Annotated in this window: 11 protein-coding genes; 9 read left to right on the top strand and 2 right to left on the bottom strand. The window is 35.5% G+C overall.

The annotated features are described in order from the left end of the window. The first annotated feature begins 61 nt into the window (after nucleotides 1-61). Entirely contained in the window at nucleotides 62-3,283 is a 3,222-nt protein-coding gene (locus tag OQ292_RS27705) for a SusC/RagA family TonB-linked outer membrane protein (protein ID WP_284687538.1), read from the top strand. A gap of 49 nt (nucleotides 3,284-3,332) precedes the next feature. Continuing rightward, nucleotides 3,333-4,823, top strand: a complete 1,491-nt coding sequence (locus tag OQ292_RS27700; RefSeq protein ID WP_284687537.1) for a SusD/RagB family nutrient-binding outer membrane lipoprotein — start codon at nucleotides 3,333-3,335, stop codon at nucleotides 4,821-4,823. Between the two features lie 178 nt (nucleotides 4,824-5,001). On the opposite strand, the gene OQ292_RS27695 is transcribed toward OQ292_RS27700, so the two are convergent. After that, entirely contained in the window at nucleotides 5,002-5,892 is an 891-nt protein-coding gene (locus tag OQ292_RS27695; RefSeq protein WP_284687536.1) for an AraC family transcriptional regulator, read from the bottom strand. Between the two features lie 160 nt (nucleotides 5,893-6,052). Here OQ292_RS27695 and OQ292_RS27690 point away from each other — a divergent pair, with 160 nt between their 5' ends. The 4 genes from OQ292_RS27690 to OQ292_RS27675 all read left to right on the top strand — a co-directional run bounded on the left by OQ292_RS27690 (nucleotide 6,053) and on the right by OQ292_RS27675 (nucleotide 9,621). Continuing rightward, complete coding sequence (locus tag OQ292_RS27690; protein ID WP_284687535.1) at nucleotides 6,053-6,979, top strand: NADP-dependent oxidoreductase; 927 nt, start codon at nucleotides 6,053-6,055, stop codon at nucleotides 6,977-6,979. Nucleotides 6,980-7,100: 121 nt separating this feature from the next. After that, nucleotides 7,101-7,472, top strand: a complete 372-nt coding sequence (locus tag OQ292_RS27685; RefSeq protein WP_284687534.1) for a VOC family protein — start codon at nucleotides 7,101-7,103, stop codon at nucleotides 7,470-7,472. Between the two features lie 107 nt (nucleotides 7,473-7,579). Beyond that, the gene (locus tag OQ292_RS27680) at nucleotides 7,580-8,503 is read left to right on the top strand and encodes a bifunctional helix-turn-helix transcriptional regulator/GNAT family N-acetyltransferase (RefSeq protein WP_284687533.1); all 924 of its coding nucleotides are present in this window, start codon (nucleotides 7,580-7,582) and stop codon (nucleotides 8,501-8,503) included. 47 nt (nucleotides 8,504-8,550) lie between these two features. Beyond that, entirely contained in the window at nucleotides 8,551-9,621 is a 1,071-nt protein-coding gene (locus tag OQ292_RS27675; protein WP_284687532.1) for a winged helix DNA-binding domain-containing protein, read from the top strand. A gap of 33 nt (nucleotides 9,622-9,654) precedes the next feature. On the opposite strand, the gene OQ292_RS27670 is transcribed toward OQ292_RS27675, so the two are convergent. Continuing rightward, nucleotides 9,655-10,593, bottom strand: a complete 939-nt coding sequence (locus OQ292_RS27670) for a helix-turn-helix domain-containing protein (protein ID WP_284687531.1) — start codon at nucleotides 10,591-10,593, stop codon at nucleotides 9,655-9,657. Nucleotides 10,594-10,788: 195 nt separating this feature from the next. On the opposite strand from OQ292_RS27670, the gene OQ292_RS27665 reads away from it, so the two are divergent. From OQ292_RS27665 to OQ292_RS27655, 3 genes are all read left to right on the top strand, one after another. Beyond that, complete coding sequence (locus OQ292_RS27665; RefSeq protein WP_284687530.1) at nucleotides 10,789-12,315, top strand: aldehyde dehydrogenase family protein; 1,527 nt, start codon at nucleotides 10,789-10,791, stop codon at nucleotides 12,313-12,315. 75 nt (nucleotides 12,316-12,390) lie between these two features. Continuing rightward, nucleotides 12,391-12,765 (top strand): DUF779 domain-containing protein, encoded by a 375-nt coding sequence (locus tag OQ292_RS27660; protein WP_284687529.1) that lies wholly within the window; start codon nucleotides 12,391-12,393, stop codon nucleotides 12,763-12,765. Nucleotides 12,766-12,918: 153 nt separating this feature from the next. Further along, nucleotides 12,919-13,893, top strand: a complete 975-nt coding sequence (locus OQ292_RS27655) for a pectinesterase family protein (RefSeq protein ID WP_284687528.1) — start codon at nucleotides 12,919-12,921, stop codon at nucleotides 13,891-13,893. Nucleotides 13,894-13,917: the final 24 nt, after the last annotated feature.

Here is a 13,917-nt window from a genome sequence, read left to right as displayed (position 1 = left end):
AGGGTAAGACGGCTATGTAGAATTGTTTTCTTTTTCAATTATTTAAATAAATCGCACAAGTATGAATCACAAACATCTACTATTGTGGTCATTGATGCTTTTTATCTGTGCACCAATTTTCGCACAGGATCGCACATTGACTGGTACAGTGACATCAGGAGGAGGAGACCCATTACCCGGGGTTAACGTAGTAGTAAAAGGAACTACAACTGGTGCCATCACAGACATCGATGGTAATTTTTCAATTAAAGTCTCATCTGAAGGTAAATTCCTAGTATTTTCATACATAGGTTTCCAAGCCAAAGAAGTTGAAATTGGGACTCGTAATTCATTTGACATTTCTCTAGAAGAAGATGCACAACAACTCTCAGAAGTTGTAATTACGGCATTGGGTTTTGAACAGTCGGCTGATAATCTAGGTTCTACTAGTTCAAAAATTGATGGTGGCCCAATTGTAACATCTGGTGAAACAGGTATGATTAACGGTATGCAGGGTAAAGCTGCCGGTGTTAGAATTACAAGAAATACTGGTGATCCGGGAGCTGGTTCTTATATCCAGATTCGTGGTCAAAGTACAATTACAGGTGACTCTCAGCCATTGGTAATTGTAGATGGTATTCCAATTAGTAATTCAACTATTGGTAGTAATACTGGTGGTGTAAGCCAGCAGTCTCGTTTAAATGATATCAACCCAGACGATATTGAGTCAATCCAAGTATTGAAAGGTGCTTCTGCTGCGGCACTTTGGGGTTCAAGAGCTGCTAATGGTGTAATCTTGATCAAAACAAAATCTGGTAGCGAAGGTAGAACTAATATTTCTTTCCGTTCTACAGTTTCTATGGATAAAATATCTGTTAGACAACCTTTACAAAACAAATTTGGACAAGGTAGTGGTGGTGTTTATAGCCCAACTGCTTCTGCATCTTTTGGTGATAAAATCTCTGATCGTTCTGGTGCTGCTGATGTGTTTGATACTTCAGGCCAGTTTTTTGAAGCTGAAGATGGTACAATCTATTATCCAATTGTTGAGAAAAACTCTACAGATACTTTCGACGAATCTAACTTTGATGATATTTTTGGAACAGGTTACTTTATAGATAATAACTTAAGTTTTAGTGGAGGTAACGAAAAATCTCAGTTCTATGCTAGTATTTCAAACTTACAGCAACAAGGTATAATTAAGTCTAGTAGTGATTACGACCGTAGCACAGTAAGATTTAACGTGAACCACGAATTCAGTAAAATCTTTAGCATGAGTGCTAAATCTACTTACATCAATATCAAATCTAATCGTACGCAGCAAAACTCAAATGTAAATGGTATTTACCTTGGTTTATTAAGAACTGCACCAGATTTTGATAACACAGATTACAAAGGTACTTATTACGCTAGTGCAGATGCTGCTCCAGAATATAACCGTCAGCGTTCTTACAGAAGATATTTGGGTAATAATTCAAACCCAATTTATAACAATCCACTTTGGACAATTCAAGAGCTTACAAACGATTCTAAGCTAGATCGTTTCATTACTAGTACAGAAATGAAATTGCGCCCAACCGATTGGCTAGATTTTACAGCTAGAGGTGGTGTTGATTTTTACGAAGATGTAAGAACTACATACTTTCCGGTAAATTCTGCAGGAGGTGCTGCAGGAGGTTCTTATACGGAAGAACTTTATCGTGAGCGTGAATTCAACTTAGACTTTATCGCAAGAGTTTCTAAAGATATTACTCCAGACTTATCATTTACTTTCGTAACTGGATTTAATATAAATGATAGAAAATATCTGAGATTAGGTGCAGAAATGCAGAATTTCATCTTGCCTGATGGCCCAAGAGATTTTTCTAATGCTTTACCAGAAAATATTACAGCTATAGATTATGAGCGTACAATTCGTACTTCTCGTTGGTATAACACAGCAGAATTTGGATTTAAAGATCAATTATATGTAAACCTTTCTGCAGTTGCTGAAGCAGCTTCTACTTTTGGTGACGAGTCTGACAAAACATTCTACTATCCTGCAACTGATGTAGCTTGGAAATTTACTGAGCTTCCAGCATTTAGCAATAGTTCAGTGCTTTCATTTGGTAAATTAAGAGCTTCTTGGGGTAGAGTGGGTCAGCAACCAGATGTTTATAAAACGATAACTACCTTTCAAAATGCTACATATTCTGGTGGCTGGGGAGATCAGTTAGATGCCAGTTATTACGGTGGTGGTTTTGTTCAGTCTGACTTACAAGGTAACCCTACATTGGAACCAGAGATTAAAACAGAATGGGAACTTGGTACTGACCTGAGATTCTTCAATGATAAATTGTCTTTGGGAATGACTTATTACCAAAACAAAATCGATGGTTTGTTATTCGACGTATTAGTAGCCCCTTCTACAGGTTTCAATACACGTTATGGAAACGCTGCTAAAATGGAAAACAAAGGTTTCGAATTTGAAGGTACTTATAACTTGGTTCAAAAGAATGATTTCAATGCTTCTTTAAACTTTAACTTTAACGCAAACAAAAATAAAGTTACCGACTTATCTGGTACAGAGTCTTTACTACTTGCAGGTTTTACTAATGCTGGTACTAGAGCTGTTACAGGTCAGCCTTTAGGTGTGCTTTGGGGTGGTTTATGGGATAGAGACGAAAGCGGAGAGTTAATTCTTGATGATAACGGTTTCCCTACAGTAGCTGCAGAAGCTGGTCTTATGGGCGATCCAAACCCAGACTGGAGAGGTGGTGCAGGTTTTAATGTGAACTACAAAGGTTTAGCATTAAATGTACTATTCGAAACTTTCCAAGGTGCTGATATTAGTGAAGCAACAAGAGGTGTACTTTATACTTTTGGTCGTCATGAAGATAACGGAAACGAAGTAACTCCTACAACAGAAACAAAAAATTACAATGGTGATGTTATTCCTGCTGGCGAATTAGTTAGAGGTAATTTAGTTGACTGGGGTGCTGGTGAAGTACTTTTAGATGAATCTTGGTATACTACTTTAGGTAGTGGATTTGGTTCTGTACGTGAGCAATTTACAGGTGACGGTTCTTGGACAAGACTAAGAGAAGTTTCATTAAGCTATACGCTAAGCTCTCCTGGCTTCCGCGAAAAAACTAAGCTTTCTTCTATCCAATTTACACTTACTGGTAGAAACTTGATTCTTTGGACAAAAGTAAGAGGTCTTGACCCTGAAACTAGTTTAACAGGTGGTTATGGTCAAGGTTTGGAATACTTCACAAACCCTGGTACCAAATCTTACTTGTTCTCTGTAACATTCAACTACTAATTGATAATCTGTTTCATTTTTAACAGAAAAATTCAAATAAAATACTCTTATGAAAAAATTCAGTTTTTATAAATATATAGCAGTATTTCTGGCAATTTTTGGGACTTCTTGTGAATCTATTGTAGATGATTTGAATGTCGATCCCAATAATCCGACAGATGCTTCTGCAAGTTTGATTTTAACCGGTGCTCAGGTAGCTAACATGACTATTCAAGAAGGGCATGCTAACAGGGTTGCTAACATGTGGTCTGGTTATTATAATGGTGCTGACCGCCAGTATGCAGATTATGCCTTGTACAATGTAAACGCAGGTAATTTTAACTCAGATTGGTCTAACTTATATCAAGGTGTGGTAAGCCAAACTACTTTGATAATTGAAAAATCGACTGAGACAAACGATCGCCACATGATTGGTATCGCTAAGATTATTAAAGCTAATGCAATTGGTGAAGCAACTGAATTATGGGGAGATGTTCCTTTTACTCAAACTATTCAGTTTGATATTGCTAATCCAGAATTTGATGGACAGGTTTCTACCTTATATCCTGCATTACTTAGTTTACTAGACGAAGCAATTGCCGATTTAGAATCTGGTGAAGGTTCTTCTCCAGGAGATGCAGATATTCATTTTAGTGGTGTAAAAGCTAACTGGCTTGAGGTTGCTCATACCCTAAAGGCTCGCTACTATATGGATTTAAAAGATTATTCTTCTGCTTATACTGAGGCATTAAGTGGTATTAGTAGTGCAGACGGTGATATGATTTCTCCACATGGTATTACAAACGATGGTGACATGAACATGACTTACGATTTCTTAGTAGTAGGTCGTGCTGGTGATATGGATGCTGGTGTTGGCGATGATGCCGATGGTGAGCAGGTTTATGCTGCTGATTTACTTGATCCATCTGAGCCAGAATACAGAGGAAATGATAAAACCGACGAAACTGCTCGTTTCATGTACTTATACCTAGATAATGGAGCAGATAGTTATACTGGTCGTTTAGAGCCAAACTACCTAGCAGTTTCTAATGGTGATGCCTATAATGGCGCTGTTGGAATTGATATGGATTACAGAACAATAACTTATGCTGAGAACTTATTAACGTTAGCAGAAGCTGGTCTTCGTAGCCAAGGTTTCGATGCAGGTTTAACTCACTTAAATGAGTTTAGAGCATACATGAACGAGGGTGGATATATCGATGCGACTTATCTTGCAGATTTTGCAGCAGTTTACGAGCCATATGTAGCTGCAGATTTTGCTTCTGGAGGTATCGCAAACACAGATGGTTTATCTGCCGATGATGCATTGTTAATGGAAATTCTTGAAGAGCGCTATGTTACTTTTGTAGGTACTTACTTAGGCTTTAACGATCTTCGTAGAACACAAGATGATGCGATCTCAATTCCTGTTGAAATGACACTTAACAGAGGTGCAGAATTTCCTCAAAGGTTAATTTATGGTCAGGATGAGCTAAACTCAAACTTAAATGCCCCTAGTCCAGTACCAGGTGTTTTTGATAGAACAGAAATTTATCAATAAGAATTAGAATTAAAAATTAGATGAAAAGCATCCCGAAGTTTTTCGGGGTGTTTTCTTTAATTGTGTATTAATGCTTTAAACCGAGCTGCTTTAGCAGCTTTACAGGTCAGCTTTTGTCTAAAAAAATCAAGTAATTATTTTGGGCTTTTGTTTCTTTGGAAGGTACTCAAGAAAAATATTAAATGGCACATTTCCCCGTTGTGTTCGATGTTTTTAATAATTGATATTCACCCCTTTTTCTAAACGCTCCAATCGACATTTTATAATGCCTTTTAAAAATATTTGAAAGGTGACTCGAATCAGAAAAACCTACTTCGAAGGCAATTTCTTTTATAGTAAGGTCAGAATATAAAAGTCTGGTTTCCACAACTTTAAACCTTGATTTTAAGATATACTTTTGTAAAGTAGCTCCATAGTTTTGTTTAAAGTACTCACTAAAATAAGTAGGAGAAATATTAAATCTTTCTGCTAAAATTGGGATTTTTAATTTCTCATTATCAAAGAGATGTTTCTGTATGTATTTTAACAATGCACTAAATTTAGAATCGTTGGGCTTTGCAATGTTATAAACCTCTTGTTCTATATGTCTTGTAAGCAAGTTAAGAATCCCAACTACCATACTTTGAATAATTGCTGTAGAGTATTGGTCTCTTTTCTGGTTTTCGGCAATAATTAAATCTATTAGTTGTACAATCTTACTATTGTCTTCTTGATTTTTAATGATATTACCAGTGGCTTTGTTATAGTTTCTAAGGATGTATGCTATCTTATCAAACCAGTTTTGAATGTTGATTTCATAGGCATTATTTTGCTCAAATAATTTCTCCGAGAACTTAAGAAAAACAAAAGTTGTAGGAATCTCAATATTAAATGAGTGACAGTCTAGCGGAGGTAGAAGAAAAATGTTATTCTTTTCGTAATCGAATATGTTGTAATTGATGCATTGCTTGCCTTTGCCTTCTTTTATGTAAACGAGTTCAAAAAAAGAATGCTTGTGTGCCTTTTTCTCCCATTTACTTACAGTTTCAATAGAAACCTCAAAAGCCATATTTGAATACTCAGTATGCATATTTATTGGACATTTTCTTCAATAATTAGTTAAATATACAATTATAAATCAATAGAATGACTATATAACAGATAATTGTACACTTTAATCCAATTTAAATACATAAATAACATATTAAAACGCAATTAGTTTTGCATCATAATCAACAAATAAATAAAAAATGAAAGCGATTACATTAAGAGCATTTGGAGATATTGATCAGTTTGAATTGATAGAGACTGCTGTTCCTCAATTAGCATCTGGAGAAGTACTTGTTAAAGTTAAAACAATTGGATTAAATCCTGTTGACTATAAAACCAGACAAGGCAAAGCAATGGCAAAAAAGCTTAAGCAACCTTATATACTAGGTTGGGATGTTTCTGGTGTAGTAGAAAAAGCAGCGACAGATAGTAAATTCAAAGTGGGAGACGAGGTATTTGGTATGGTTAACTTTCCGGGGAGTGGAAATGCCTATGCAGAGTATGTAGCAGCTCCTGAATCACATCTGGTAATTAAGCCACAAAACATCAGCTTCGAAGAAGCTGCTGCGGCTCCCTTAGCTGCACTTACTGTTTATCAAACCATTGTAAAGTATGCGAATATAAAAACAGGAGACCGAGTTTTAATTCATGCTGGTGCTGGTGGAGTTGGCCATTTAGCTATACAAATCGCCAAGAGTTTTGGTGCTTATGTGATTGCTACAGCTTCTGCTAAAAACAAAGAGTTTTTAGAGCAATTAGGCACAGATGAATTTATAGATTACAATGCTGTAAACTTTGAAACAGCTGTTAAAGACATAGATGTTGTTCTAGACGGAGTTGGGGGAGAAGTCGCGGAGAAATCTTTAAAAGTCCTTAAAAAAGGAGGGTTTCTTCATTCTATACCATCAGCTGCTAAAGATTTAACAGCCATTCGAGATGATGTAGAAGCACCTTGGATTTTGGTTGAGTCTAATGGAGAAGATATGGAGCAAGTGGCAAAATATTTAGCAGAAGGTGCAGTAAAAGTTCATATTCAACAAGTTTACAATCTGGAGCAAATTGGAAAGGCTCACAAACAACTAGAAAGCAGAAGAACCAGAGGAAAATTGGTAGTTAAAATTGACTAATATTCTTCAATTATCTAAAATAGATAGAGAAACACATTCCAAATTGGTTTGTGTTTTTTTATTTTTAAGTACCAAATCACTAAGGGCTGCAATAGATTTTTTTTAAACTAATCAACTTATCATGGAAAATCAATCTAAAATTTTAGCAACTCGCTATGTGTTAGCGGTCCAAAATCTTGAAAAATCTGCAATTTATTATCAGGAAAAGCTGGGTTTCCAATCTCTTTGGAATGGCGAAGGCTGGCATTTTCTAAAAAGAGAAAGCTTTGTTGTAATGTTAGGTGAATGTGCAGATGATAAATCTGCCTTTGAAACCAGCAATCATTCATATTTTGCTTATGTAGAAGTGAGTGGAATTGATGATTTATATAAAGAGTTTGTAGTTAATGATGTAGAAATTTTGACTAAGCCTGAAGATAAACCTTGGAGCCAACGTGAGTTTGCCATTAGAACAATTGATGGGCATAGAATAATGTTTGGTCAAGCCTTGTAGCAGCTTATTTGCAATAATTTTCTTGATACTAATTATTTAATAAATAATTAGTTGATTTTGTCAACTAATTAGGTTTATTTTAAGTAAATACAAATACAGTAATAATAATGGTAGTACAGCAGATTAGAGCATTTAACAGATTCTATACAAACTTTCTTGGTTTAGTAAATAACAAAATTTTAAACAGTCCACTTTCACTCTCTGAGTCTAGGGTGTTGTATGAACTTGGGCAAAAAGAATCGATTCCTACAGCCGAACTTTTAGTTGCCATCCAAATTGATAAAGGCTATTTAAGCAGAATCCTGAAAAAATTTGAGAAAGAAGGATTGATCGTAAAATCAGTTTCAGTTGAAGATAAAAGAGTGCAGAACCTAAGTCTAACATTAAAAGGGAAAGATCTTTTCGATGAGATGACGGTTAGATCTGAAGAGCAAATTGAGCATTATACCAATCACTTAACTACAGATGCCAAAGAAGAACTGGCTGGAATGTTTAAAAAGAGTGAAATGTATTTAAACAAACAGCAAGCTGACCCTGAATTATCTTTGAGTGATATCAATATTAGAACAACATTGGAGTCTGGAGATATGGGTTTTGTAATTCAAACACATGGAGAAATGTATAAGTCTTCGATGGATTTCGGGCTTGATTTTGAGTATTATGTGGTTAAAAGCATGGCTGAGTTTTATGAAAACTACAATCCGGAAACCAGTAGGGTTTGGGTTTGTGAGCATAATAAAAAGAAAATAGGGTTTTTATGTTTGTTCGATAGAGGAAATAACACAGCACAACTCCGTTATTTCTTTATTTTTCCGGCATACAGAGGTATTGGTTTAGGTAAAAAAATGATGCAGTTGTATATGGATTTTATGCAGGAAAAAGGCTTTAAAAAAGCATTCTTATTAACAACCGAAGGTTTGCCTACGGCAGCTAGTTTGTATACAAGAAATGGATTTGAGTTAGTAGAAGAAAAAACAACTACTACTTTTGGCAGAGAGATTATTGAAAGAAAGTATGAAATGCATCTGTAAACTCTATCTTTGATTAAGTTAAACGAGGCTTAATTTTTTAAAGAAATATGAATCTGATCGACATTGCCCGAGCAAGAATGTATAACCAGCAGATTACGCAAAAACAGTTTAAAACTATAACTGAATTGGTTAAATGGATGGGAGCGATGCAAGCACAAGATGCAGCAATGGTTAATTGGGCAATAGCACAAAGATTACCACATTTTACTGAGAATGATGTAAGAAAAGCTTTAGATGCTGCTGAGATACTTCGAACACATTTAATGAGACCAACTTGGCATGTGGTTACTGCATCAGATATTTATTGGATACTAGAATTAACAGCGCCACAAATCTTAGCTGCTAATAAAGGTAGGCATAAACAACTGGAACTAGATGATAAAACTATCGCCAAGAGTAATGATATTATAGTGAGAAATCTGGAAGGAGGCAAACACTTAACCCGAGAAGAGATAGTTGTAGAATTACAAAAAGCTGGAATAGATACCAGTGCTAACAGAGCGTCTCATTTGTTTATGTGTGCAGAATTGGAGGGCATTATTTGCAGTGGAAAAATGAAAGGTAAAAAGCAAACTTATGCTTTATTACCAGAACGTGTTCCTCAAAAAAATCTCCTTACACAAGAAGAAGCATTGGCAACACTTGCTAAAAAATATTTTGCCAGTCATGGTCCGGCAACGCTCAAAGATTTTATTTGGTGGTCTGGTTTAAAAGTGCGAGATGCTAAAAAAGCTTTAGAACTAATTAAAGCAGATTTGATTTCAGAAAATGTGGAAGATGATACCTGCTTTTTCACTGATAATATAAATATAGCTGAACCTAAAGAAGATGTATTTCTATTGCCCGCCTTTGATGAATACTTAATTAGTTACACAAATCGCAATGCTAGTATTACATCAGAACATCATAAAAAAGCCATTTCAATTAATGGGATTTTTTGGCCGATAATTATTGTAGATGGTCAGGTAAAAGGAACTTGGAAGAGAGTAATAAAGAAAGATAAAGTGGAAATTAGTACTACAATGTTCGATACTGTGAGAGATATAGTGAAAGATAAAATAAATGAAAAAGCCCGGGAATTTGGAGTATTTCTACAAAAAGAAGTGCTCTTTAAATAGTAATACAGCAGATTCTCAGGCTAAGAAATCTAATTAAAAACTCAATCGCTTGCTGATCTTTTTATTTTTCGTTCTGAATTCTACTGGAGATTCATTTTCCATTTTTTTAAACATCCTGCTAAAGTAATTTGGATCGTTAAATCCACAGGCGTAAGCAATCTCTTTAATACTAATATTATCTTCGCATAACAACGTCTTGGCGTATTTTATACGCTCTTCTAAAATCAATTGTACAGGTGTAATTCCATATTCGTCAGTAAATGCTCTGTAAAAAGAAGACTTGCTCATACAAGCTATTCTACAAAGTACTTCAATACGAATATCGGAGCTTAAATTATTAGATATATAATTTAACACCGCATGGAATGGTGACCTGTTCGAATCAGATTTGTGTTCCTTATTTATTACAGAGAGGTTTTGCAATTTTAACATGCAAAGCACTAACTCTCTCAAAATCAGATCTACTTGGTATTCTTTAAAAGGATCATTAGCCGTAAAAGCATCTAATAGACGGGTACTTATTCTGGCTAAATCTGTATTATTTTTAAGAAAAAACTCGTCTGGATTTATTTTCCACTCTTTTAGTTGAGAATCTTTTTGATTCCATGTCGAATTGATATGCTCAAGCTGTTTAAATAGGTAACTGTTATCCAAAACCAATGCTGTGCATTGTGTAGGATGTTCCATTTCAGCTTCAGGAAAATCAATTCTTAACAATGTTTCGGCAGGAGCAAGTAGCGTTTCTCCTGGTAAATATTCAAAATCATCTACGCCCTTTAGCCTCATTACTTTTTTGCCTCGAAGCATTGATGTAATTGTAAATCCACCAAATTTTAGCTTAAAATCGTAAGCTTGTTTGTGGGTTTCAAATACGTTTAGTTCGCAAAAATCGAGGTTAAACCTATTCCTATGTTCAACCATAGAATGCAATTTATCAATGCCTGTAAGTCTGTATGGAGTGATTAAGTTCAATGTAAGTTGATTATGTTAGTAATAAAAATAGGTGTTGTTTATAGACTAATATAATAAAAATATTTATGATTTCCACAATGATTTAAAGTTGGGAAAATAATGCTATTGTTTGAAAAAATTGTCCATCTGAGTTGCTATAAATTTTAGGAATATTGAAACATCTTAATCTTTTAATAATCTCGAATACTAGTAATTATGGAAAATGTAACAACAATGCTCCCTTTTGTGGACACTCATGTAGATTTCAAATCTCAGTATGACAATTTTATTGGTGGTGAATGGGTAAAACCTGTTAGAGGCGAATATTTTGATAATGTAACGCCAATTAACGGAGAAGTTTTTACTCGTGCTGCAAGATCTACCAAAGAAGATATTGAACTTGCTCTTGATGCGGCACACAAAGCTTTCCCTTCGTGGAGTAAAACTGGAGCGGCAACAAGATCAAATCTTTTGTTAAAGATTGCTCAAATTATAGAAGATAACCTAGAGTACTTAGCTACTGTAGAGACTATCGATAATGGTAAGGCAATAAGAGAAACAAGAGCAGCAGATATTCCTTTATGTATCGATCATTTCCGCTATTTCGCAGGTGTAATAAGAGGAGATGAAAGTACAATTTCTGAACACGACGAACATACTGTCAGCATTAACTTGCACGAGCCTATTGGTGTCGTCGGTCAAATTATTCCATGGAACTTCCCATTGTTGATGGCTACATGGAAAATTGCTCCAGCATTGGCAGCCGGAAACTGTGTAATTGTAAAGCCTGCAGAGCAAACACCAACTGGTATTATGTGCTTGATGGAACTGATTCAAGATGTACTACCAAAAGGTGTATTAAACATTGTTACTGGCTTTGGTCCAGAGGCAGGTAAACCATTAGCAACTTCTTCTAGAATTGCAAAAGTGGCATTTACTGGAGAGACTACTACGGGTAGATTAATTATGCAATATGCTTCTGAAAACCTTATTCCTGTAACTATGGAACTAGGTGGTAAGTCGCCAAACATCTTCTTTAAATCTGTAGGTGATGCAGACGATGCTTATTTTGATAAAGCAGTAGAAGGTGCAGTAATGTTTGCATTAAACCAAGGTGAAGTTTGTACTTGTCCTTCTAGAATTCTTGTACACGAAGATATTTACGATAAGTTTATGGAAAGAGTGGTTGAGAGAACCAAAGCAATTAAAATGGGTAATCCACTCGATCCTTCAGTTATGATGGGTGCACAGGCATCTAACGACCAGTTTGAAAAAATACTTAACTATCTCCAAATAGGACGTGAAGAAGGAGCGCAAGTGCTTTGTGGTGGTGGTAAGTTCCAGTTAAATAGTGGTTTGGAAAAAGGATATTACATCCAACCAACCATATTTAAAGGACATAACAAAATGCGTGTTTTCCAAGAAGAAATTTTTGGCCCTGTAACCTCAGTTACCACATTTAAAACTACAGAAGAGGCAATTGAAATTGCCAACGATACCCTTTATGGGTTGGGTGCAGGTGTGTGGACACGCGATGCGCATGAGATATATCAAGTTCCAAGAGCAATACAGGCAGGTCGTGTATGGGTGAACTGTTATCACGCTTATCCGGCTCACGCTCCATTTGGCGGATACAAAAAATCTGGTTTTGGTAGAGAAACTCACAAAATGATGTTGAATCACTACCGCCAGACAAAGAATATGTTAATATCATATCAGAAGGAGAAGCTAGGCTTTTTTTAGTAGTTTTCCATTCAGGAAGCGGTAAATTTTTTATTTACCCCTTCCTCCTAATAAAACAATTAAACAAAGCATGATATGATACCTAGAGTCACTGCAACGGATAAAACAATCGAATTAATTAACGAACTAATAATTGAAAACGGCCCCTTAATCTTTCATCAGAGTGGAGGATGCTGTGACGGTTCTCAACCTATGTGTTTTCCAGCTGATGAATTTAAGATAGGTTATAGCGATGTACAATTAGGGGAAATTGGTGGTGTACCATTCTGGATGAGTGGAGATCAATACGAATATTGGAAACATACCCAGTTAACAATAGACGTGGTGGATGGTAGAGGTTCTAGTTTTTCGCTTGAAATACCTAAGGGCAAACGCTTTATAGTAAAATCAAGATTATTTAAGGATGATGAAGTAAATAATCTTGTAGAGATAAGTCGATTAGAAGATTAATTTTTCGACCAGTTAATCCATATAATACCATTGTTAGAATAAGAATAGCTAATTATTCACTGTTGTTTTAAGTCTAAAATCCTCCTAAATTCTTAGGAGGACTTTTTTTTGTATAGCCTTTAATCTGTATTTTTCAGCAAAAAGGATAATTAGATGAAAAATATGAAATGGATTAGCATTTTGCTCTTATTAGTCAGCTATCAACTTTGTGCAGAAGATAAATTTAAAATGGTTGTAGCGCAAGATGGCAGTGGAGATTTTGAAACCATACAAGAAGCAATTAATGCTAGCAAAGCATTCCCACCGCAAAGAGTTGTTATTTTCATTAAAAATGGAGTTTACAAAGAGAAGGTAAAAGTACACTCGTGGAACAACAAACTTTCGCTAATTGGAGAGAGTGTAGAAAACACAATCATCACTTATGATGATTACTTCGATAAAATTGATTTAGGTAGAAATAGTACCTTTTATAGCCAAACCTTAATGGTACAGGGAGACGATTTTATTGGAGAGAATTTTACAGTTAAAAACACTGCTGGTAGAGTGGGACAGGCAGTTACTGTGGCAGTCGAAGCAGACAGATGTGTTTTTAAAAATTGTAAGTTTATGGGTGACCAAGATACCTTGTATGCAGCCGGGCAAAATGATAGACAATACTATTTAAATTGCTATATCGAAGGAACCACCGATTTTATATTTGGTGCTGCTACAGCAGTTTTCGATTCTTGTACCATCAATAGTAAAAGTAACTCATTTATTACGGCGGCAAGTACACCCAAAGGCAAACCATATGGCTATGTTTTTAGAAATTGCAAGATTACCGCAGACGAAGGAGTAGATGAGGTTTATTTGGGTAGACCTTGGCGCGATTATGCCAAAACTGTATTTATCAATTGCGAATTGGGAGCGCATATTTTGCCAGTTGGTTGGGATAACTGGTCAAGTCCCGAAAAAGAAAAAACGACCTTCTACGCTGAATATGGAAATACTGGTAAAGGTGCAGCTGCTTCTAAACGCGTAGGTTGGAGCCATCAGTTATCAGCCAAAGAAGCTAAAAAATATACCTTAGAAAACATTTTTGCTCCAGTAGTTTCACAAGATATTCCACTAAAAGATTGGGTAAAATAACGGATAGAAATATATGAAAAAAGA

Source organism: Chondrinema litorale, from assembly GCF_026250525.1.
GTDB classification, from domain to species: Bacteria; Bacteroidota; Bacteroidia; order Cytophagales; family Flammeovirgaceae; genus Chondrinema; species Chondrinema litorale.
This window is presented reverse-complemented; position numbering and strand designations above follow the sequence as displayed.

What these genes read in the sequence shown, in the direction of transcription:
- OQ292_RS27705 (WP_284687538.1), top strand. Translation starts at nt 62, where the DNA reads ATGAATCACAAACATCTACTATTGTGGTCATTGATGCTTTTTATCTGT.
- OQ292_RS27700 (WP_284687537.1), top strand. Translation starts at nt 3,333, where the DNA reads ATGAAAAAATTCAGTTTTTATAAATATATAGCAGTATTTCTGGCAATT.
- OQ292_RS27695 (WP_284687536.1), bottom strand. Translation starts at nt 5,892, where the DNA reads ATGCATACTGAGTATTCAAATATGGCTTTTGAGGTTTCTATTGAAACT.
- OQ292_RS27690 (WP_284687535.1), top strand. Translation starts at nt 6,053, where the DNA reads ATGAAAGCGATTACATTAAGAGCATTTGGAGATATTGATCAGTTTGAA.
- OQ292_RS27685 (WP_284687534.1), top strand. Translation starts at nt 7,101, where the DNA reads ATGGAAAATCAATCTAAAATTTTAGCAACTCGCTATGTGTTAGCGGTC.
- OQ292_RS27680 (WP_284687533.1), top strand. Translation starts at nt 7,580, where the DNA reads ATGGTAGTACAGCAGATTAGAGCATTTAACAGATTCTATACAAACTTT.
- OQ292_RS27675 (WP_284687532.1), top strand. Translation starts at nt 8,551, where the DNA reads ATGAATCTGATCGACATTGCCCGAGCAAGAATGTATAACCAGCAGATT.
- OQ292_RS27665 (WP_284687530.1), top strand. Translation starts at nt 10,789, where the DNA reads ATGGAAAATGTAACAACAATGCTCCCTTTTGTGGACACTCATGTAGAT.
- OQ292_RS27660 (WP_284687529.1), top strand. Translation starts at nt 12,391, where the DNA reads ATGATACCTAGAGTCACTGCAACGGATAAAACAATCGAATTAATTAAC.
- OQ292_RS27655 (WP_284687528.1), top strand. Translation starts at nt 12,919, where the DNA reads ATGAAAAATATGAAATGGATTAGCATTTTGCTCTTATTAGTCAGCTAT.